Origin of the sequence: Pedobacter ginsenosidimutans, assembly GCF_001442625.1 — a bacterium.
GTDB lineage: Bacteria > Bacteroidota > Bacteroidia > Sphingobacteriales > Sphingobacteriaceae > Pedobacter > Pedobacter ginsenosidimutans.
In genome coordinates, this window is record NZ_LMZQ01000031.1 from 1 (window position 1) to 21,120 (window position 21,120).

Below are 21,120 nucleotides of genomic sequence, written 5' to 3' on the forward strand. Positions count from 1 at the left end.
GGTTGCTGGCAGTTTACCATATCTTTTTCTGCTGTTCCTGCTGCATAGAAAGGCATTTTCTCAGGATTTGGGCGATAACTCTTGATAAAAGTATATGGCCCGGTTGGGCGATCGGCCACTGCAACACCTGATCTTGCAGCTGCATAACCTTTGCCTAAAAGTTCTAAGTGAAACCACATTACAAACTTTTTGGTTTTCTTGTTATACACCACTTTTGGGCGCTCCAGGATCGAGCCTTTAGCAATATCACTTTTCAAATCTTCCGAAACTGGAAGTGCAATACCTTCGTCCTTCCAATTGTATAAATCCTTTGATGAGTAGCAGTGTACGCCTACCTGTGCCGTATTGCCTTTTTCACCTTCAATCTTATGCTCACCAAACCAATAATAAACGCCTTTATATTCAACGATGCCTCCGCCATGGGCATTAATATGAACACCTTTATCATCCTTCCAAAGTTTACCGGGAGTAAAAGAAGTATATGTTTGTTGTGCTGAAACATAACTATTTAGCCCTAAACTGAAGGCGATAAATCCTAAAACAAAACTGATTCTCTTATTCATCATTTTAATCAAATAATTTTTAACGTTACAAAGACGGTAATTTACTCACATCTTTTTCAATTGTATAGCTATCTGCTATTTATTTTAAACTGGCACTATGATCGTTTTCAAAATTCTCGCCATTCCAGATCTTTTGCGCACTCCATTTCTCTGCCGGGTTGGCCCAAAAAGGGTCTGCTTCTGGCAAACCTAATGGCAAAAATATATTTGAAGCAATATATGGGCTGCCCTGGTTGTTATAGAAATCGCCCAGATTTGGCTGATCGCCATATAAACCAATGGTTAACCATCCATTTTTATAGGTAGTAGGGCTCTCTAAAGTTTTTTTGATTACGGCGGTTAAAGCGCAACGTACCTGAGCCGGACTTAACTGTTTTGGCAATGCTTTTCTCCAGGCCATATCTGCCAAATGATGAAATGCTGCACCACGATAAATGATGGAGCGACCAGTTGCAGGGTAAGTGCCATCGGCGTTGATTAATCTTTCCTGAATGATGGCATACCGTTCATTGCGCTTTTTAATCTTCTCGAACATCTCTTTATAACTGTTCGTTTTAGCACCAATGATATTGGCCAAGGTAGCCAGATAAGGGTGGATAACATAACTATTATAATAATCGAAAGCAAAGGATGTTCCATCTGTATACATTCCATCGCCTGTGTACCATTGTTCCATTTGCTGTAGGGCATAATCAACCCGCATCGGATCCCAGCTATAACCGAACTTAGCCAGAAAAGCCTCGTTCATGGCAGAAAACAGTAACCAGTTAGAAAAAACAGGTTTGAATCTTCTGGTGGTAACGATCGATTTCATCATCAGTTCCTGGTTCTTCTTGTCCAGGTTTTCCCACAACCAAGGCGCACGTACCAAAGCCAATGCAACATAAGAAGCATCTACCAGTTGTTGCCCACCAATGTCGAAATTCATAAAATCTTTGGCATTAGAATCTAAAGCATTTTTTAGTCCCTGAATGGCCCACTCCCGGTACTGTTTCCTTAAAGCTACTTCTTCTGTAGAACCTCCTTCTAACTGCAACCATGGCGCAATACCACTTAAAACCCTACCCAAAACTTCTACATATTGTACTTTAATGCGGTGTTCTTTATTATCAATATGGATAGAAGTAACTTTTGGCATCGCAATACGCAGGCTGTCTTTAGCCAGGTTATACAAAACGGGTTTCACCATCTTATCCATCTGTTGTAACCAAAACTGCCGATCGGTTAAAACCGCATTTTTGGTATTCTTGGTTTTCTTTTGCGCAAATGCAGAACCACCAGCCAAAATGATCAATAAACCAGTAATTAAAATATTTTTAAGTTTCATTTTTTTCTTGTAAAAAATTAGTTTTTGCTTGATAAATAGCGATACATTTCGCAGCCAGCCAATAAAAAGGCCCCTACGCCAAAATTCGCTGTAGAATTTATATCAACCACCTGACCCGGAATGGCTTTCTCTCCTATCGGCTGTACATAACCCAGTTTACCGTCAGGTTGTAATGCTGTTTTGGTTAGATATGTCCATGCTTTTTGTGCTGCAGGTAAATAGTTTTTTTCTTTTAAATAACCGTTGTTTATCCCCCATAACAAACCATAAGTAAAAAAGGCTGTCCCACTGGTTTCTGGTCCAGGAGCATGTTGCGGATCGAGGATACTTCTGGTCCAATAGCCTTCTGACTGCTGGCTTTTAACAATTGCTTTGGCCATATTCTGGTACTTGCTCAGGTATTCGTTCCGATGTGGATCGTTAAGGGGAAGATCTTTTAACACTTTTGCTAAACCTGCAAACACCCACCCATCGCCTCTTGCCCAAAAATCTTTCTTGCCGTTTACACTTTTATGCTTCGGATAAACATATTTGGCATCCCGGTAATAAAGTTTTTCCTTTTTATCGTACATAATGCTATTCGCATACATGAAATATTCGTACAGCTTATCGAGGTATTTTTGGTCTCCACTTACTTTATAAAGTTTGGTCATAACAGGCATTACCATGTACAAACCATCGGCCCACCACCAATAATCGTTATTGGGTGTACTCATTTCGTATTGCATTACCTCTTTTGCCCTTGCAATTTTATATCCTTCGGGTTTTAAGTGGTATAAATCGATATAGGTTTGAAAGCAGATTTGCCAATCGCCAAACAGCACATGCTCATCAGTTTCGCCATATTTATACTTCCAGTTGGATTTATTAGTGGATTTTGCACCCATCCATTTGTTATAAACGGCCCAATCTTCTGAATATTTACGGTAAGCTTCGTTCTTGGTAATTCCATAAACCTCCATATTTCCGGTATGGTAAGCTGCATGATCCCAAAAAGCACGTACTTCTGGTTTATTATTGCTTTGCCAGTAGGTATTTGCACGATCGATCATTTCGAGCACTTCCTCTTTTGAAGTTGAAGTTTGTGCATTTACAGCTGTGCTGCTAAAAAACAACCATAAGAAAAGTGCTTGATACAATTTTATTTTCATTAGTGTATTGGTTTAATGCCTTTTACGGTTGGTATTACAGGTTTAATGGTTCCATCAGTATTAAATTCCATTTTATCGATACAAACCTCGCGGTTGTAGCCTGCAGCACTTCCCATTGAGATTCCTTTTGGTCGGGTAAAACGATGGTAAACCATATACCATTCATCTTTACCGTTAACTTTGATTACACTGTTGTGCCCTGTTCCGTAAATACCTTGTGCTACATCTTTTGCCAAAATCAGGTTATTTTCTGGAATGGTTATTTTTACTATAGGCGAATCAGAGAAGCCATAACGTACCCTATAATTTTCGCTCCGGGTATCATCTTCAGACCATAAGAAGTAGTACTTTCCATTACGATAAAAAACCTCGGTACCTTCTCTAAAACCCTTGTTGGGTGTAATAACTTTAATCTCATTGGTATCAATCGAAACCATATCATCATTTAATGGTGCTACAGCCATATACCCATTTCCCCAATACAGATAACTTTTATTGGTTTTAGGATCGTTAAATACATCCGGATCGATCTCTTGCCCACCTTTAACTCCTTTTGGTTTGCTCGAAATTAAAGCTTTTCCACTATCTTTGAACGGACCGGCCGGATGATCAGCAACAGCAACTCCAATTTTCTGTGCTGCTGTGAAATAGTAGAAATATTTATAAGCGCCGTTCACTTTCTTTTCGACAATGGTAGGTGCCCAAGCATTCTTTTTTGCCCACGAAACATCTTTTTCAAGGTCTAATATTTTACCTTCATCTGTCCAGTTAACAAGGTCAGTTGATGAAAAACTCTTAAAATAGGTACCGCTCCAGTTGTTAAAACCATCGCTGGTTGGGTAGATGTAATATTTGCCCATTTTATTGGAATATAAAATTTCCGGATCTGCGTAATAACCTTTTAAAACTGGGTTATTGGCTACAGCAACGCTTACCGAATAAGTTTTAGGCTGTTGATTGGCAATACCTACCTTAATTTTTACAAAGCCTTTAGTAAAATCTAATTTTCCTTTTAGCGCGATACTGATCTGATTAAAGGTATTAAACTGCGGATCAAAAGCCTTTAAATCAGTTCCGTAATTTACAGGCAGATAAAGTTTTTGATTTACAGTATCTAAAACAATGTTATTTTGGTTGATTGCCTTATTATGTGCGCTTTGCAAAACAGATTCAACAGTATACCATTGATTGAGCAACCTGTTTAGCTCTTGTTGATTAATAGGCAAGATAGTTCCGTGCCTGGGGTGAAAATCCATGGTAATATCTCGATCCACTACACTAAAGTTTGCCAAATCTTTGCTTTTAGTAAACTGATAGCGGCCTTTCATATATACGTCGTACATCAGGATATATTCGTCACTATGGTTCAGTTTAAAAACACCAGCTCCTTCTACAGCCTCTTTGGTCTGTTGTAAATATTTATCTTGCTGCACATAACCTGTGGTTAGTTGATCGGAAACCGCTTTTTTTATGCCATTGCCATTTCCTTCTGTTTTAAAGAATAAATTGTATTTCCCTTTATCATAAATAATGTCGCCATCAATACAAGCGCTATTTGTTGGGCTAAAAAAGAGCTGTTTTGGGACTGTTTCTAAATCTGTAAAATCTGTATTGGCGTAAGCATAATAAATTTTATCAGGATCATCGCCATGCTTCATCGACCAATAAACCATATATTTTTTGGCAGTTTTATCGTAAATGGTCTGTGGAGCCCAAACACGTAACAGATTTTCGTTATTTGGAAAGCGTTTTTGAATATTAACAACTGCCGATGTCCAATGGATCAGATCATTTGATTTAAGCAATACCATTGCCCTGTTCGAGTTCCAGCCATTGGCCGAAGCCATATCGGTAGCCACCATGTAAAAGGTTTTGCCATCTTCACCGCGTAAAATATGCGGATCGCGTACGCCTCCGGTACTGCTTATCTTTTCGGATGAAATGACAGGATTATTGTTATTTAAAGCTTTGTAATGGTAACCATCGGTGCTCACAGCAAAACGGATTGCTTCTTCTGCTTTAGCGTTTCCGGTGAAATAGGTAAATAAATAAGCTGTATTTTCTTCGGGTACCTTTACTGTTTTTTTGCTTTGTGCATGTACCAGATTTATTGATGACAAGAACAAAAAAGCAAGTAGGGAAAAGTTATATTTTATAATGGTAAGTTTCATTTTAAGGTTAATTCGCTATTTATTTTTTGGTTTCCAATCTAGGGCCTGCACTATTGTTGATTCCTTGTTAGCCTTTCCTTCTCCATCTATCTGGGTAACATGCTGCAGAAATAGACTCAAAATCCCTTTACTTTTCCAAAGTTCAGTATCGTAAGTGGGTTCCCAATCGCCCATACTTGTTTCAGTAAGGTCTTTAATTTTCCAGTTTCCTGATCCAAGCTCACCGTTCAAAGCAATTGAAACCTTATTACCTCGTTCAGCGTCCCTAAACAACAATCCCGCAGCATAATGTTTTCCATTTGGCCAAACGATAATCTGTGGTCGCGAAATTGGAATCTGTTTTGTACCAGTACCACTTAAGCTAAAAGCCGTTTTTCTAAAATTAAGGTTGCTTACTTCCCAACTGCCATCTGTTTTAAAAACGAGGTGATACTGAGGACCGGTTTCATTCGCTCCACGCCAATAACCAGCAATAAATACCTTGCCTTTGGCATCGGCAAACATTGATGTCTGGTTAATCAGCTCGCTTTTTTGCGGAATTTTAAGTGCATATTCTGCATTGGTAGCAGTAATGGGAAGACTATATTTTTCATTGGTAGATTTTAACCAGGTTAAACCTCCATCACTTGATTTGGCGTAACATAAATCATGGTTACTGGCTACATCAGGGCTTTCGCGCCACACCCACGATAAATGGATGGTGCCAACCTGATCTACGGCTACCTGCCAATATGCATTTCGCTGTCCTTCGCCATCAATCATTCCATCCTGTACACGTGTCCATTTTTTGGTCTTCAGATTATAACGGTTTATCATCAGGTTTCCGTTTCCAGAGCCGCCATCGCGGTAAAAAAACAAGAGATCGCCATTGGCCAGCTTATAAAACTCAGGATAACTGACTTTACTTTCCTTTGCAGAAAGCATAACTTCTTTATTCCCTAAGGTTAATGAACCTGCTGAAACTGATTTGGCATAGTTTAGACTGTTATTATGCTGACCCCAGGCAATATGAAGGAAACCATCACCATCTACCATAATGCTAATTGATTTATGAGCGTCGGTGGCATCGCCTTTATAGGGCGTGGTAACTAATATCCAACGGGTTGAGCCGATTTTGCGTTTGGCCAATACCACATTTTGTTCGTGATCATAATAAGCAGCATACTGGCTATCTTTAAAGCTGATTAAAGAATTTTTACGGAAAATAACAGTATTTACCGAGTTGTTTGCCCAGCCGTTACTGGCAATGGTACTCAGTTGTGTTTCTTGTGCAATACTCATCAGGCTAATGCCGATGAACGTGCAGATTAGAAATATACTTTTATTTAGGGATTGATACATTATACGTTTTAGGCTGCTCTGTTTCTTACATTTGGTGAAAGCCGAAGTACCGATTTTTTTAAGCTTTACATAGGGGGCTAAATCATACTTTGCAGGGGGCGTTTTAAGATAAGTGCCTTTAAAAGTAAAAAATAGCGTAACTTTTATGTTGTGGCGTTAATATTATAATATTTATGAAAACTTTTTCGGTGTTTCTTTATAAATTCTGACGGCGTTAATTTAAACAGCTTTTGAAACTGTTCCCGAAAGTATTTACTATCATTTATACCTACCCTAAAGGCAGCTTCGTTAATATTTAAATTGGTATTGATTAACAATTCGGCAGCCTTTCTTAGCCTGATAAAACGGATAAAACCGTTTATAGACTGACCTGAAGTGGCCTTGATCCTTTTGTAGAGATTAGAATGGCTCATTCCAAGATCAGACGCCAGTGTTTTTACGTTAAAACTGTCTTCCATCAAGTTTTCTTCTATAATGGTAATGCACTTTTGAAGAAAGCCCTTATCCTCCTGAGATACTTTATGGGCATCACTCTTCAAGGTTATTTCATTGTAGAAATAAGACTGAAGATTGGTCCTGTTTTTAATAATGCTATTAATTTTGGCTGTAAAAAGCTCTTTATCGAAGGGTTTACTGATAAAATCGTAGGCACCAACTTCGATTCCCTTAAGTTTTACCTCCGGACTAGGATCGCCGGTTAACAGAATTACCGGAATATGGCTCAAGGCAGAATCCTCTTTAATCGCCTTACAGAGTTCAATACCATTAAGGCCATCCATATTTACATCAGATATTACAATATCAGGCAGGTATTCTTTACAGAGTTTCAGCCCATCTGTACCATTTTCGGCCTTGTAAATTTTGAAATTATCCTGAAAAATATGCTTGATGTAATCAATAATTTCGGGGTTGTCATCAATAACCAAAATCGAGTGTAAATCTGAAATGAGCAATTCGAGGTTGCCCACGCTCTCGGCATCGTTATTTTCTGCTTCTTCCTCTTGTGCAATGAGCTCATTTACATAGGTTAATTCGTTTTGAAAAACACCGCTTTGCTGCAAGTTTGGTTCCCCAACGGGGATATCGATCAAAAATATGGTACCTATCCCCTGATTGGAGCGGAACGAAATTTTCCCTTTATGTAATTCTACAAAGTTTTTGGCCAGGTAAAGACCAATACCGAAACCCATCTTCAGCGATTCGTTCGACATCACCTTATAAAATTTATCAAACAACTTTTCACCCACATGCGCCGGTATGCCCGGACCACTATCACTCACCTCAATCTGCACCCGCATACCAAGGGTTTTAACACTAAATTTAACAAAACCACCTTTTGGGGTAAATTTAAGCGCATTGGAGAGCAGGTTAAAAAAAACGATTTCGAGTTTGTCTTTATCTGCATAAATATCCAGCTCCTCTTCCTCGCACTCAAAAGTATATTCGATATGGTTCTGCTTTGCCAAATAATTAAAGCAAAGGAAAATCTCGTTTGTAAATTTGTAGAGGTTGATCCTTACAATCTTCAAAGCATCGTTCTCACTTTCTGTTTTTCTAAACAGCAATAACTGATCTACCAGACTTAGCAAACGCCTCGAATTGCGGTAAACAATATTTAAATCGTTCTTCTCTTGTCCTGGATCTTTCTTATGGATAATATCTTTAATCGGATTAACAATTAAGGTTAATGGTGTTCTCAGCTCATGTGAAATATTGGTAAAGAAATTCAGTTTTTTCTCATTCAGGTCCTTTTCACGCTCCATTTTAAGGTTGGTAATCTCTACCTCGTGTTTTAATCTTCTCTGACGGTTACGATAGGTTTGAAAAAGATAAAATAATGACGATCCTATAATGAGGTAAATGGTATAGGCCCACCAGGTACGGTACCAAGGGGGTAAAATTTTAATTATTACAATCTTTTCATTGTTGCTCCAGGCACCTTCGGTATCGGTACTTTTAATGTGCAGTTTATACTCACCTTCATTTAACCTGGAATAATAGGCTGTACTTAATTTGTTCACATAATTCCAGTCTCTATCCCAACCTTCCAGGTAATAGGCGTAAGAAATCTGATCCTGAAAAGAGAATTCTATTGCCGCATAATCGATAGAAATCACCGCAGCACTAAATGGGATTTCTATGCGTGCTAAATTAACAACAGAGATGTCGTTATAACCTGAATCCTGATCGAGCGGAATATTATTGATCCTAAAATCGGTCAGCACCATTTTAGGTATCCGTTTATTTTTCTTAATGCTGTCGGGCGAGAACAAGTTGAAGCCACCAATTCCACCAAATAAAAAGTTACCGTTTGCAAGTTTTAATGCTGCATTATAATTAAACTGATTGCTTTGTAAACCATCGGTAGCATAATAGTTTTTAAAGCTCTGGTGCGTAACATCAAATTTTGATAAGCCATTATAAGTACTACACCATAAATTACCTTGGGCATCCTGAAGGATATTGAGCACCGAATTACTTGGCAATCCATCACTCTGGATGTACCGCTTTATTTTTTTGGTTTCAGGATCAAAAAGCAATAAACCTCCGCCTTCGGTGCCGATCCATATTTGATGATTAAAATCTTCCTGAATGGCCCTAATGGCAAAATTGATCTTTGTATAGCTATGTTTTTTGTTTATTGGATCGATTTCGATCAGTTGGGTGTAATTCCCTGCCCAAAGTCTGCCTTTCGAATCCTGGAACAGACTGTGGATATCCTTTAGATTATGATCAAAAAGTTCAAATTTATCGGCAATTTTATTGTAACGATACAATGCACCACCTTTTGTGGTACCTACCCAAATATTTTGCTGTTTGTCTTGATAAAGCTTCCAAATGTTAATATCATCAACGCCTTTAAAGGTATTATAACAGTTATAGTGAACAAATTTCCCGGTTGTTTTATTAAAACGATCTATTCCGCCACTAAAACTGGCCACCCAAACGTTGTGCTCTGCATCGTTTAAAATACTGGTAACAAAATTACTGGTTAAAGAGTTTGGATCGCTGGTTTTGGCATAATTAGCAAAAGTATTTTGCTTTCGGTTCCAAACACTTAAACCACCACCATCAGTCCCGATCCAAATGTTTTTGTTTTCATCTTCACTAAAGGAAAGTACAAAATTATTAATTAAGGAATTGCTTTTTAATGGATCATGTTTAATGGTGGTAAACTGCTCGCTTTCTGGATCGATGATGTTAATCCCACCACGTAAGGTTGCGATCCACTTTCTAGATTCGCGGTCTTCGTAAACCTGGGCAACAGAATTACTGCTCAATAAGCCCTTTTCTTTTCCTGCAGATAGGTAATTTGTTTTTTGATTTTTTGTATTGTAAACAGCAATCCCTCCACCATCAGTCGAAATCCAGAGTTTTTGTTGCCGATCAAACAACAAACTCATAATATTCTCATTGCTTAAATGCTGGTTAAACTTGGTGAGGATACTATTGGCTTTATCAAACTGAAAAAGTCCGTGCTCTGTTCCAATCCAGAGTGTTTGGTTAGTGCCTTTTGTAATGCATGTTACTGAGCGTACGGCAGCAGTTACTAAACGGAGTCTATGTTTATCATTATCATATCTGCAAAGCCCCACATCTTTTATAAAAAGCCAAAGGGTTTGTTGTTCATCAACATATAGAGCCTTTACAGTAAAATCGAAATTTTTGCCAAATGGGATCCGTTCTGCTATGCTGCTATTCTTTTCGAGCATAAACAGGCCTTTTTCTTCAGTAGCTACATAAACAGTTAAAGCCTTACTTATTGCTATGGAATTAATAGCATAACTTACTTCATTTTTTCTTCCCTTGTCTAGATAAATCAATTGGTGAAACTTGGAATCGGCATAATCATAATAAGAAATGCCCTTTTGCGTACCTACCCAAACCTTGTTTTTCGCATCTCCATTCAATACCGTAATATGGTTATTTACTAATGAATGTTCATCTCCCCATCCATTTCTAAAAACCTTAAAATGATAGCCATCGTAACGGTTTAATCCATCATAGGTACCCATCCACATAAATCCAAAATGATCTAGGTACAAAGAGTTTACCACATTATTAGACAGGCCACTTTCTACACCCAAATATTTAAGGCGAATAGTTGTAGACTGGGCAAAACAAATACCTGCGCCCATCCATAAAAAAAATATGAAGCAAGCAGTTTTTTTCTGAATAAGGAACATAGAGAAACCGTACCGTGGTATGCATGGCAGGAAACGAATATACATATTTTCCTAAAACTCAGCTATCGGTAATTGTTAGGATTAAATAGTAAAAATCGTAAGATTTCTCTTACATTAAAGATAATGCTATGTCCTATTCTTGATGTTTTCCACCTAATATATTAACTATTCCTCAACAATATCTACTCATTTACAGACAAAAATCTGTATTATTTATTATTACACATAAACGTGAAATGTACATTTTGAGACAAAAATCCTATCTAACAAAAATATATTGGCTTATTTTTGTTACTATGACACATATTGATGCATTGACGCCCATCAGTAGATTAGAACAACTGAAGGTTGGCGATCTTATTTCTGACACATGGGGCAGTTCTGGCGCCATTAAAACTATTGAAGTTTTAAAAGGCAGAACTTCTTTAACCTACTATTTCAGAATCAAATCAGGTAAACTGATTTTGGCTTTAAGATAACGATTTACCAAAATCTGTTCGCGACCTAAATAATCATATAGTCTACTAACTATTTGAGTCATTATTAGAATCCTTAAACTTAAATGTTCGCTATTTAACATCAGAGTGCCCAAGGTTCATGGTTGGGTTCACTTCATCCCGAATAAGCTGTTTTAATTCTTTAATTTCAGGAAAACGTTGCACCTGCTTTCTATCGAAAATTAGTTTCTCGCTAACATGAACAGTAAAAACGCCCGATGTTTCACTCGGGATTAAAGTTACCCCCTTTACCTCGTCTACAAAAGTGGTTAAAATTTCTTGCGCCATGTAAGCCGAACGTAGCATCCAGCCACATTTGGGGCAATAAGTTATATTAACAAGTGGTTTCTCCATTTTTATTTTTTTACAAGGGTACAAAAAATATGGAGGGAAGGAAAATGGAAGACGTTAAATGGGTGCCGAAACCAATTAAGCATCTGCAAATGTATCTTCTCTTTTGTTCTTTGTTGTAAAACATTTCGTTATTAATTTCGGATTTAGCAAAAAAGCTGAACAAAATGAACTAAACAAGTTCGCTGCTTAAAATGTTGTCAAAAGAGAAAAGGGTAGCCACATCCATGTTTACCCCTTTCCAATTACTCCCGTGTTAGAGGAACTATAATTACATCGATGAAGCAATTTTGTTTGCTTTATCTAGATAATCATACACCTTTAGCCTGAAAAACAGATGGAAAAATCGCTGTTTTTATTTTAGTTTTCTTTTAACCCCTTGCTCAAATTACCTCTAAATTTGTCTTTAATGGCCACTTAAATTGTACATACAGGCAGTTATTTTTATAAAAAAATAAAGCGCTATGGATCTTAAAAATACTTTAACTGCCAGTATTCAGATATATAAGCCCATTAGTCTGGTTTGGAAAATCTGGAATGAGCCTGAACACATTGCCAAGTGGAATGCTCCATCTGATGAATGGGTCAATGAGAAAATTGAAAATAACCTAATCGAAGGTGGAGGCTTTTTATATGTCATGGCTAAGAAAGATGGAAGCGAGCGTTTCGATTTTAGAGGAACTTACACCGAAATTATTGAGCATGAGCGGCTTGCTTATACATTAGACGATGATCGGAAAAGCCTAATCACCTTTACAGGAAACAACCCCGTTACGCTTACCGAAATCTTTGAGCCCGTTGCAAGCCTTGATTTAACCATGCAACAGGAATTCTGCCAATCGGGGCTGAACCAGCTTAAAGCATATGCTGAGCAGCTTATTTAAATGGCTTAAGTTCTAATACAGAACTGGTTTCACTGCGGTTTAGATTCGATTTACTTTGAGGTAAGAACAGGTTTAGCTTTCCGAGGCTTTTTCCTTTTCTTCCACCAGATGATAAAACCAGTAATCGGCAAACTTGCTGCAACCAAAGCCGCTAAAAAGGATAGAATTTTATTTGGCAATCCTAAAAGCCTGCCTGTGTGGAGATCGTAATTGGTGGCTTCTATTAAATCGGCTCCGTTAAAATCTTTATACAGTTTAGCCCTGATCATTGTGCCTGTAGCTTCCTCATAAAAAAAAGTATTCTGGTTGCGTGCCCAGCGGTAGGGATAAATCATTCTTAATCTCAGTTCACCTTTACCACGCAGCGAAAAACTAGTGGAAATAACACCAGGGTATTTAATTTTAGCCTCAGTATAAATTTTATTGTAACGTACAGGTACCGAATCGATGTGTGTAGGTTTGGCTAAAACAATCGCTTTACCTTGTCCTAATTTGCTCCCGGTAAAAAAACTAGCCGCATTTTTCACCTCCTTAAAAGCAAAGTACAAACCACTCAAAGCAGTAACCAATAGCACAACTGATGCATAAAAGCCCAATACGTTGTGTAAATCGTAATTTAACCGTTTAAACGAGGCTTTTCTTTTAATGGTTAAAGATTGTTTTAATAACCGCATTTGACCAGGAAACCAGAGTACCAGTCCCGTAATCAGCATCAGCACAAAAATAACCACCGACCATTGCATGATAAACTTTCCTGTTTTTCCTAGCAACAGGGAGGTATGGATGTGCTCTACAACTTGAAGCCAATCTTCGCCTCCTTTTTTTACCAGGGTGGCATTATAAGGATTAAAATAATAAACAATACCTTTTTTGGTGGTAATTTCTACCGTTGCATTTGAAAACCCATCTTCAATTCTGATCAGCCTTAACTGATCTTTGGGCGATAATTTTTCGAAGTTTGAAATGATATGATCTAAACCTACAAAAGGCTTCTGTTGAAGCCCTACGTAGCGAAAATCTTTTTGTGTAAAATCTCTGATCTCTTCTTCAAAGATATAGAGCGCGCCAGTTACACTAATAATAAATACCACCAGGCCAGTCGCCAGGCCGAGCCAGAGATGAATGTTCCTGATGGTATTTTTAAAATTTCTGTTCTTCATGGTCTAAAAAGCGTAGCCTAATGATAGGTTAAATCTGCGCCCATTCCCTCTCACATAATTTACATTGCTGCCATAAAACTGAGAAATGGCAGGATAATAAACTTTGTTCAATAAATTCTCTACACCTACCGATATTTTTAAAGGCTGTGTAACCTGATATACTGCTGCAACATTAAATAAGTTGAAGGCTTTTACCGGACCTTCGCCAATTAAATATTTACCTGCTGCATTGGTTTTAAAGCGATCGCGATTTCCTACACGCATCCAGTTTACATCTAAACTTAAGTTTTTAATACCTGAATATTTAAGGTAAACGGTGGTTTTTGATGGAGGAATACGGGTTGTGTTTAAATATACATCTTTCTCTCCGTTAAAATTACCATCATCATCTACATCGCCTTTTCCTTCTACCTGTGCGTAATTACCACCTATGCTTAAATCGCGTAGAACCTGATAATCTGCCTGTATTTCATATCCATATACACGCTCTGGAATACGTTGAGAGATGTAAGTTCCATTAACTTCTAAAAGATTGGCGCCCAGTTTAGACGTGCTGTAATAGTAAGCAGCACTGAAATTCAGTTTACCTACGGTACTGCTAAAACCAGCTTCGTAGTTATTTACGATGATTGGTTTAGTTTCTAATTGCGATAAGGTATTGCTTTTTGCGGCCCTTAATACCCTACCCAGCTCGAATACCGAGAACGACTGTGCATAACTGATAAAAGGGTTAAAAAACTTAAATTTCGAATAACGTGCGCCAGCATTAAACACTAAAGCATTGTAATTTAATTTACCGCCCTGCACCGCTATACTCCCTGCACCGTTTGCACCAGTAGCCAGGGTATTAAAATCGTCTACATCAATGTTAATATTTTCTACCCTTAAACCGCCCTTTATTGTTAAATCATTAATGAAAGTTGCAGAAGCCTGTAAATAAGGTGCAAAGTTTACCATATTCATGTTAGGTACCCATAAGCGGCCATCAGTTAAACTTTGAGCAGTTTTATCATTCATTAAATCCAAACCATAGTTCAATTGCATTGGTACCTGATCTGTAAGGTTAAAAGGTGTGTTCAGGTTTACCCTTGCACCCTTTTTTGTAGAGGTAATAGCCGATTGGCCACTACCGAAAAATGATGCAGAGTTAGAATAAATGGTATAAAAGTCCTGATAATATACATTGGCCGTTAAATCAGTTTTACCGAAAATCTGCTGATTGGTGTATTGTAAATTAGCATTATGGTTAAATCTTGTTCCTTCATCTTCACCCAATCTTGTTCCATAAATACCAATAGCCGGCGATTGACCGTAAACACCATCTTTGGTTAAATATTTAGAATGCTGCCTGGAGCTGAAATAATTATACATCAACTGCAAACGCTGTTTTGGAGTAAAGTTATAACCTACTTTTACAAAACCATTGTAAGATTTAGTCTCGCCTAAACCATACTCTGGCGAAATTACCAAACCTTCTGCATCGCGGAAAACGCCAGTTTTTTCGAACATGCCGCTTACCAGATAATCGAACTTGCCTGTTTTGCCGTAAAGCTGTTGCGAAAAACGGTAGCCAATGGTACTATCGCCTTTTAAGTTTCCTGTAATTCCGGCTTGAGAATAACCTCCGAATGATTTTCCTTTATCTGCTTTTTTAGTAATGTAATTAATCAAACCTCCTTCTGCACCATTACCATAAATGGCGGTAGCACCTTTAATAACTTCAACACGTTCTATAACCGAAGGATCGATACTGCGGATATCCCTTCCTCCTGCTCTTAATGGAGTAGATTGCGGAATACCGTCAATTAATACCAAAACATTTCTACCGCGCAAAGTTTGACCAGAGTTGCCCGTTTGATTGGTAGAAAAACCCAATCCAGGTACGCTGTAAGATAGTATGTTGGCTAAATTCGGACTAATTGTAGATTGCGTATTTAATTCCTTTGTGGTAAGCACCGTTACCGAAGATGGTGTTTGCGATAATGATTCTGGCCTTCTGCTTGCCGAAACAATCACATCATTTAATTCTGAGCGCTGCTCTTTTAAAACAAAAGTTACCTGCGTTGTATCGTTTGCAGTAACTGATACGGTCTGTTCCAGTTGATCATAACCTGTAATCGAAACCCTGAACTGTTGGTTTCCTGCAGGAACATCCGTTAACTTAAATGTACCGGTTTTACCTGAAGTGGTTTTAAGATTTTGTTTTTTAACCTGTATGTTGGCAAACGGTATACTGTTCCCTAACGAATCGATAACTTTTCCACTAATTGTTCCCTTCCCTGCCTGTGCAAAGAGGGTAATAGTGGATAACATAATAAGAGCAGTGGCGAAAAATTTTATGTATTGGTGTTTCATGCAAATTCTAAATTTCGGCAAAGCTAGCATTATTTAGACTTGTTAAAAATAATAACTCAAAAAAGATACCTACATGGTGTTTAATCATTCACCATTTTAAAATAAATAAGGCATAAGATTTAATTTATTTGATATTTGCGTTAAACCGTTTGGAGTAAAAAAATGTTGGAAACAAAGATGAAGTACGCACTGATAACCGGAGCCAGTAAAGGTATTGGCAAATCTATGGCCATCGCGCTGGCCAGGAGAAAAATCAACTTGTTGCTTATTGCCCGCTCAGCTAACGAATTAATTTCTTTACAAACGGAGATTAAAAATCAATATAGTGTTGAAGTAGATATCTTGTCAATTGATCTTAGCCAGGCCCAAGCCCCAAAAGCAGTATACAACTGGATAACAGAAAAAAATTACGCCGTTAATATCCTGATTAATAATGCAGGTTATGGATTGTGGGGAAAATTTGAAGAACTGGATTTAAGTGCCCAGTTAGAAATGTGTCAATTAAACATGACTACTGTAACTTCATTGTGCCATTTATTACTTCCAATCCTTTCAACAGAAAAAAAAGCTTATATACTTAACGTTTGCAGTACTGCAGCCTACCAGGCGGTACCAACTTTGGCCATTTATTCGGCAACTAAAGCTTTTGTTTTATCTTTTACCAGGGCTTTGAGGTTCGAGCTTAAAGATGGTCCTGTTTCGGTTAGCTGCCTAAGCCCTGGCCCTGTTGATACTGGTTTTGCCCATCGGGCCGGACTGGACGCCTTTAACAAAATGGCTGAAAAGTTTAACATGAGACCTGATGAGGTGGCTGAAATCGCGTTAAAAGGAATGTTTGCCAAAAAATCTGAAATTATTCCTGGTTTTACCAATATCATCAGTGTATATGCCAACAGGATCCTGCCAAAGGGATTTATCGAAAAAATGGCCGCAGGGATTTACAAGACTTGATAAGTCCGAAAGTTAGAGGTCTGAGGTCCGAAGTGTGGAAACCACATAGAAGCTCAAATGAGATTACATTGGAAAACAGATCTTTCTACTGATAATAGACATAGTTTGTAAAATTGATTTGAAAATGAGCAGTTCTGCGTGCTTGGCATTTTTAGTCCCGCTTTCCATTCCAAGTCCGCACTCATTCTTCGTTTACGGGCTTTTCATTACATTCGGGTTTAGGAACAAAGGTGGGTACACTATACAACCCTAAAAATGAAATACTGTTTAGGCCATCTAGCCCCGATTGAAGCGCTACCCTGCAGCAAGGAGGCACGACGAAGCGAAGCGTATAAGCGGAAAATGGGAACAAAATAACCTATTACTACTGCAATTGCGCTCCAATAGTAAAAATATATTTCATTTAAAATAAAGCTGAGTGTCGGATGGTAACATCCAACACCACAGATAAAAAACCGCTCCAATAGCATTTATTTGCGCACCTCTACCTACTGCAACTCCCTCCAAAAAAAATATTTTAAAAAATTTCAAATAAAATTCTTTGGAATATTAAAAATATGTTACGTTTGTATTAAATACTACTAATTCTATAGACTATGTCGAATAAAACAAACACGTTTTATTTTCCTCCAGTACCGAACCACTCGCCAATGCGAATGTGCTGTTGCTGCGCATAACTCTATCTCCAATTTATCCTTTTTCCTAAATCTTTTAAATTTTTACACATGGCCACATCGTATCCAACCTTTACCTTATCTGAACAATTAACACAAGAACAGCTTGATTTTTTTAACACAAATGGGTTTATCCATTTCAAGAATTTCATCAAACCCGAAACAGTTTCTTCCATTATTGATGCTTCTAAACAAGTAGAACAAAAATGGATACAGGAAGATATTAAAAAAATAAACGGCGTGCCAATTAAATACGGAAAAGATCTTGATGGCTCAGCAATTGTGCAACGGTTTGCTTTTATTAACCAACAGCATCAAACGCTAAGTGGTCTCCTATTAGATCCACGCTTTAACGCATTGCTTCAATTGGCTGGCGATGGCGCACGTTTAGGTACAGAAGAAAAAGACGGAATGGTATTTAACCACTACATTAACGGACCAGAAAGCAAATTCAGCAAAATGGGCTGGCATACGGATGGTTTAAGGGATATCTTCTACGGCACTAAACTGAACCCAATGCTGAATGTGGGCATTCACCTGAGTACCTTAAAGCCTGAAAATGGCGGATTAAAAATTATCCCTGGCACCCATAAACAAAGTATTTACCAAATGCTCTTTCGCAAAAAATATTTCCTGGATAATAAACCTGATGCTGAAGAGGTATCGATATTGCCAGAAGCAGGAGATTTAACCATCCACGATGGAAGACTGTGGCACAGGGTGGCAGAATCGGCCATTCGAGGAGAGGAAAGCAGAAGGCGTGTAATTTACGTACCTATCATCGCAGGTAAATACGCGCCAAAAAATGAGAATAGTCCAACAGTATTTTATCAGCGCTTCGCCGGAATTGTAAAATAAATTTATGTTATTTGCCCTATTGTTTACTTACCTGGTCAGATCGGGGAAGCTAAAGCGAATAACTGATTATTCTAAAGGTATTCCAAAGAAGATCAGTTTAAAATTTTACCGACCAGAAACAGCCATTCTCTTTGGCGTAATTTTGGCCGGCACTTAAATTGGAGGCTATTATTAAACTAAAAGAAGGCCATTTAGATGGCAAAAGGGTATTTGCAGACCGCGAAAGGACAAATATTTTAAGAAAAAGCGAACAGGGATTGATCTTATTTTTGCTTCAAAGGGTTCCTAAGTGGATTACGCCCAATATGATGACAGGGATTGGCATGTTCGGATCGTTGATTGTATTTTTAAGCTTTATTTTGGCTGGTTTTTATGCAAAAAGTTATTTGCTGATCGGAATTTTAGGTTTCATGATCAACTGGCTTGGCGATTCGCTTGATGGCCGATTGGCGTACTTTCGTAAAATCCCAAGGAAATGGTATGGCTTTGCACTCGATATTGTGATGGATTGGCTCAGCATTATCCTCATCGGTTTGGGCTATTATTATTACGCTGATGGTAGCACACAGATTTTCGCATTTCTTTTTGTGGTATTGTACGGTTGGTCTATGATTATTTCTCAACTGCGTTATAAAATTACAGGCTTTTACCAAATCGATTCTGGCTATTTAGGCCCGACGGAATTACGCGTAATTATTTCGCTTATCTTAATTGCCGAAACTTTATTTACAGGTGCCATTACTTATTTCGCAATTGCTATGGTATCGCTGTTATTGGTGATCAATATTATCGATACGTTTAAACTTTTGAAAGCGGGCGACGCTAAAGATAAGGAGGAGAAGCTATAATGACCTGGGCATCTGTTAAACTTTTCCTCAAAGCACAGGTATCAGCTTTTTCTGGTGGCGTTACCGATTATGGATTAATGATCCTGCTAACCGAATGGCTGCATATCCATTTTACCATTTCGATCTTGATTTCGGGAACTGTTGGCGGAATGGTTAATTTTTGCATCAACCGTTACTGGGCATTTAAAACCGATGATGGCTATTGCAGCTCTACAAGTGGCCAGTTGATCCGTTTCTTCACCGTGGTTTTAGGAAGTATTTCGTTAAAATCAGCAGGTACCTACTTATTGCACCGAAGTTTAAATCTGGATTATAAACTTGGCAGACTTTTAATTGATAGCATTGTTTCTTATGGTTTTAACTATCCGCTAATGAAGTATTGGGTATTTAAAATCAATAAATTAGACGCTTCTGATGCAGAAGAAGAAGATTATTTTGAAACACTTGGCAAAGAACAAAGGGTTTAATGGCTCGCTCTTACCCTTTCACAACCAGTTCGGTTTAACCTATCAAACGTTTGCGCTTTATTTGAAGCTAGCAAAACGCCTAAAACTGCTCCTAAAGATGTGTCCAGACCATGAGCTTTTGCAGTAAAAAAGATGTTTTTTTTGAAATCTACTTAATAAAGGTAAAAAGGATGTCCAGCCCAAACGATGAAGCATAAAAACTGAACACCTTGCCTTACCTTATTAGTTTAATATTGTTTTAGAGTCGCTTACTCTATTTTCATTAATCTTCTTAATAATCTCTTCAAATTTCGATTCTTTGGCAATGTACTTATTCAACAGATCGATCTGATTTAAGCCCCTCACCAAGTTGTGCTCAGCATAATTTGTTTTATAGTAAATATCGCCGTTCAAGAAATCGGCTATAAATCTTACCGCCTGCATGTAAATCATAAATTTACCCGAATAAATAAAGAACTGTTTTTCGGTAAAGGCCAAAACCTGGTCCATTTCTTCCATGTAGCCTTTATGTATTGCGGCAAAAACGTCTTCTCTAATGGCTATTTTATTAAAATCCTTTTCTTCTTCATTGGCTTCTGAGAGATAAGTACGCATCATATCACCCACATCGCTGATAAAGTATCCGGGCATTACGGTATCTAAATCGATTACACATAAACCCACGCCAGTTTCGGCCTGTAGCAATACATTGCTGATTTTGGTATCGTGGTGTACAACACGTAAATTAAGCGCACCGCTATCTACCATGTGTACATACTGCTCTTCTATATCGTAATGTCTGATAATTTCCTCTATAGCAAACTTTGCCTCACTAATCCTTTCATCGCTAGCTTGTTCTAAAGCTTTTTTAAACTGCTCTACACGTAAAGGCAGGTTATGAAAATCTTCGATAGTGGGCTTTAATTTTTGTACGTTGAATGCACAAAGCATCCTGGTAAATTTACCAAACTGCTTAGCAGCGTGGTAAGCCTGCTCAGGCTGATGTACAAAATCAATAGAGCAAGAATTTTCCACAAATGGAAAAACCCTGTAAAAATGATCGTCAATAACCACAAAATCATCTCCATTTGCAGCCGCAATTGGGGCAACAAATAAATATTTAGGGGCTGTTTGATCAAGATATTTTTTTATTGTCTCAATATTTTGAGCAATATTTTGAGGCTGGCGAAAAACCTCCGTATTTACCTCTTGCAAGATATAGGCTAATTTCTCACTATAAACTTTCCAGGTATGGTTAATTAAGCCCGAGCCGAAAGGTTCAATTTTAAATTTTTCTGCGTTAAGTCCATAAGCACCTAAAACTGCTTGAAACATAAGATGTTAATATATATTTGA

Annotated in this window: 16 protein-coding genes; 6 read left to right on the forward strand and 10 right to left on the reverse strand. The window is 37.9% G+C overall.

Annotation, left to right across the window (positions count from 1 at the left end; all coding sequences use genetic code 11):
* The 6 genes from ASU31_RS22455 to ASU31_RS22480 form a co-directional block, all read right to left on the reverse strand.
* A partial coding sequence (locus ASU31_RS22455; protein WP_483414137.1) for a glycoside hydrolase family protein occupies positions 1-566 on the reverse strand: 566 nt, incomplete at its 3' end.
* A gap of 76 nt (positions 567-642) precedes the next feature.
* Complete coding sequence (locus ASU31_RS22460; protein WP_057934501.1) at positions 643-1,890, reverse strand: DUF2264 domain-containing protein; 1,248 nt, start codon at positions 1,888-1,890, stop codon at positions 643-645.
* Positions 1,891-1,907: 17 nt separating this feature from the next.
* Positions 1,908-3,041, reverse strand: a complete 1,134-nt coding sequence (locus ASU31_RS22465) for a glycoside hydrolase family 88/105 protein (RefSeq protein WP_083505489.1) — start codon at positions 3,039-3,041, stop codon at positions 1,908-1,910.
* Positions 3,041-5,212, reverse strand: a complete 2,172-nt coding sequence (locus tag ASU31_RS22470) for a glycoside hydrolase family 43 protein (RefSeq protein WP_057934502.1) — start codon at positions 5,210-5,212, stop codon at positions 3,041-3,043. The genes ASU31_RS22465 and ASU31_RS22470 overlap by 1 nt, the downstream gene beginning before the upstream one ends.
* 15 nt (positions 5,213-5,227) lie before the next feature.
* A complete protein-coding gene (locus tag ASU31_RS22475; RefSeq protein WP_209435041.1) occupies positions 5,228-6,493 on the reverse strand; it encodes a BNR repeat-containing protein in 1,266 nt (421 codons plus the stop codon).
* Positions 6,494-6,696: 203 nt separating this feature from the next.
* The gene (locus ASU31_RS22480) at positions 6,697-10,692 is read right to left on the reverse strand and encodes a two-component regulator propeller domain-containing protein (RefSeq protein ID WP_167346230.1); all 3,996 of its coding nucleotides are present in this window, start codon (positions 10,690-10,692) and stop codon (positions 6,697-6,699) included.
* A gap of 344 nt (positions 10,693-11,036) precedes the next feature.
* On the opposite strand from ASU31_RS22480, the gene ASU31_RS22485 reads away from it, so the two are divergent.
* On the forward strand, positions 11,037-11,219 hold the full coding sequence (locus tag ASU31_RS22485; protein ID WP_057934505.1) for a hypothetical protein: 183 nt from the start codon (positions 11,037-11,039) through the stop codon (positions 11,217-11,219).
* Between the two features lie 90 nt (positions 11,220-11,309).
* Here the strand turns inward: ASU31_RS22485 and ASU31_RS22490 are convergent, their stop codons facing one another.
* Positions 11,310-11,591 (reverse strand): Rdx family protein, encoded by a 282-nt coding sequence (locus ASU31_RS22490; protein WP_057934506.1) that lies wholly within the window; start codon positions 11,589-11,591, stop codon positions 11,310-11,312.
* A gap of 461 nt (positions 11,592-12,052) precedes the next feature.
* Between ASU31_RS22490 and ASU31_RS22495 the strand changes: the two genes are divergently transcribed.
* A complete protein-coding gene (locus tag ASU31_RS22495) occupies positions 12,053-12,472 on the forward strand; it encodes an SRPBCC domain-containing protein (protein WP_057934507.1) in 420 nt (139 codons plus the stop codon).
* A 50-nt stretch (positions 12,473-12,522) separates the two neighbouring features.
* Here ASU31_RS22495 and ASU31_RS22500 read toward each other — a convergent pair whose 3' ends face one another.
* Together ASU31_RS22500 and ASU31_RS22505 are read right to left on the reverse strand one after the other, a co-directional pair.
* Positions 12,523-13,632, reverse strand: coding sequence for a PepSY-associated TM helix domain-containing protein (locus ASU31_RS22500; protein ID WP_057934508.1), 1,110 nt, complete (start codon positions 13,630-13,632; stop codon positions 12,523-12,525).
* Positions 13,633-13,635: 3 nt separating this feature from the next.
* Positions 13,636-15,987 carry a TonB-dependent receptor gene (locus tag ASU31_RS22505; protein WP_057934509.1) on the reverse strand — a complete coding sequence of 784 codons (2,352 nt, stop codon included), beginning with the start codon at positions 15,985-15,987 and terminating at the stop codon, positions 13,636-13,638.
* Between the two features lie 177 nt (positions 15,988-16,164).
* Between ASU31_RS22505 and ASU31_RS22510 the strand changes: the two genes are divergently transcribed.
* The 4 genes from ASU31_RS22510 (at position 16,165) to ASU31_RS22525 (ending at position 19,785) form a co-directional block, all read left to right on the forward strand.
* Entirely contained in the window at positions 16,165-16,938 is a 774-nt protein-coding gene (locus ASU31_RS22510; RefSeq protein WP_167346231.1) for an SDR family NAD(P)-dependent oxidoreductase, read from the forward strand.
* Positions 16,939-17,663: 725 nt separating this feature from the next.
* On the forward strand, positions 17,664-18,470 hold the full coding sequence (locus tag ASU31_RS22515; RefSeq protein WP_057934511.1) for a phytanoyl-CoA dioxygenase family protein: 807 nt from the start codon (positions 17,664-17,666) through the stop codon (positions 18,468-18,470).
* Positions 18,471-18,628: 158 nt separating this feature from the next.
* Entirely contained in the window at positions 18,629-19,318 is a 690-nt protein-coding gene (locus tag ASU31_RS22520) for a CDP-alcohol phosphatidyltransferase family protein (protein ID WP_157258223.1), read from the forward strand.
* On the forward strand, positions 19,318-19,785 hold the full coding sequence (locus ASU31_RS22525; RefSeq protein ID WP_057934512.1) for a GtrA family protein: 468 nt from the start codon (positions 19,318-19,320) through the stop codon (positions 19,783-19,785). The genes ASU31_RS22520 and ASU31_RS22525 overlap by 1 nt, the downstream gene beginning before the upstream one ends.
* Positions 19,786-20,007: 222 nt before the next feature.
* Here the strand turns inward: ASU31_RS22525 and ASU31_RS22530 are convergent, their stop codons facing one another.
* A complete protein-coding gene (locus tag ASU31_RS22530; RefSeq protein WP_057934513.1) occupies positions 20,008-21,099 on the reverse strand; it encodes a phosphotransferase enzyme family protein in 1,092 nt (363 codons plus the stop codon).
* Positions 21,100-21,120 lie beyond the last annotated feature (21 nt).

Bases quoted from the DNA above. Each gene is read 5' to 3' on its own strand.
- ASU31_RS22485 (WP_057934505.1), top strand. From the start codon at position 11,037: ATGACACATATTGATGCATTGACGCCCATCAGTAGATTAGAACAACTG.
- ASU31_RS22505 (WP_057934509.1), bottom strand. From the start codon at position 15,987: ATGAAACACCAATACATAAAATTTTTCGCCACTGCTCTTATTATGTTA.
- ASU31_RS22465 (WP_083505489.1), bottom strand. From the start codon at position 3,041: ATGAAAATAAAATTGTATCAAGCACTTTTCTTATGGTTGTTTTTTAGC.
- ASU31_RS22510 (WP_167346231.1), top strand. From the start codon at position 16,165: ATGAAGTACGCACTGATAACCGGAGCCAGTAAAGGTATTGGCAAATCT.
- ASU31_RS22480 (WP_167346230.1), bottom strand. From the start codon at position 10,692: ATGGGCGCAGGTATTTGTTTTGCCCAGTCTACAACTATTCGCCTTAAA.
- ASU31_RS22470 (WP_057934502.1), bottom strand. From the start codon at position 5,212: ATGAAACTTACCATTATAAAATATAACTTTTCCCTACTTGCTTTTTTG.
- ASU31_RS22495 (WP_057934507.1), top strand. From the start codon at position 12,053: ATGGATCTTAAAAATACTTTAACTGCCAGTATTCAGATATATAAGCCC.
- ASU31_RS22515 (WP_057934511.1), top strand. From the start codon at position 17,664: ATGGCCACATCGTATCCAACCTTTACCTTATCTGAACAATTAACACAA.
- ASU31_RS22490 (WP_057934506.1), bottom strand. From the start codon at position 11,591: ATGGAGAAACCACTTGTTAATATAACTTATTGCCCCAAATGTGGCTGG.
- ASU31_RS22475 (WP_209435041.1), bottom strand. From the start codon at position 6,493: ATGAGTATTGCACAAGAAACACAACTGAGTACCATTGCCAGTAACGGC.
- ASU31_RS22530 (WP_057934513.1), bottom strand. From the start codon at position 21,099: ATGTTTCAAGCAGTTTTAGGTGCTTATGGACTTAACGCAGAAAAATTT.
- ASU31_RS22460 (WP_057934501.1), bottom strand. From the start codon at position 1,890: ATGAAACTTAAAAATATTTTAATTACTGGTTTATTGATCATTTTGGCT.
- ASU31_RS22500 (WP_057934508.1), bottom strand. From the start codon at position 13,632: ATGAAGAACAGAAATTTTAAAAATACCATCAGGAACATTCATCTCTGG.
- ASU31_RS22525 (WP_057934512.1), top strand. From the start codon at position 19,318: ATGACCTGGGCATCTGTTAAACTTTTCCTCAAAGCACAGGTATCAGCT.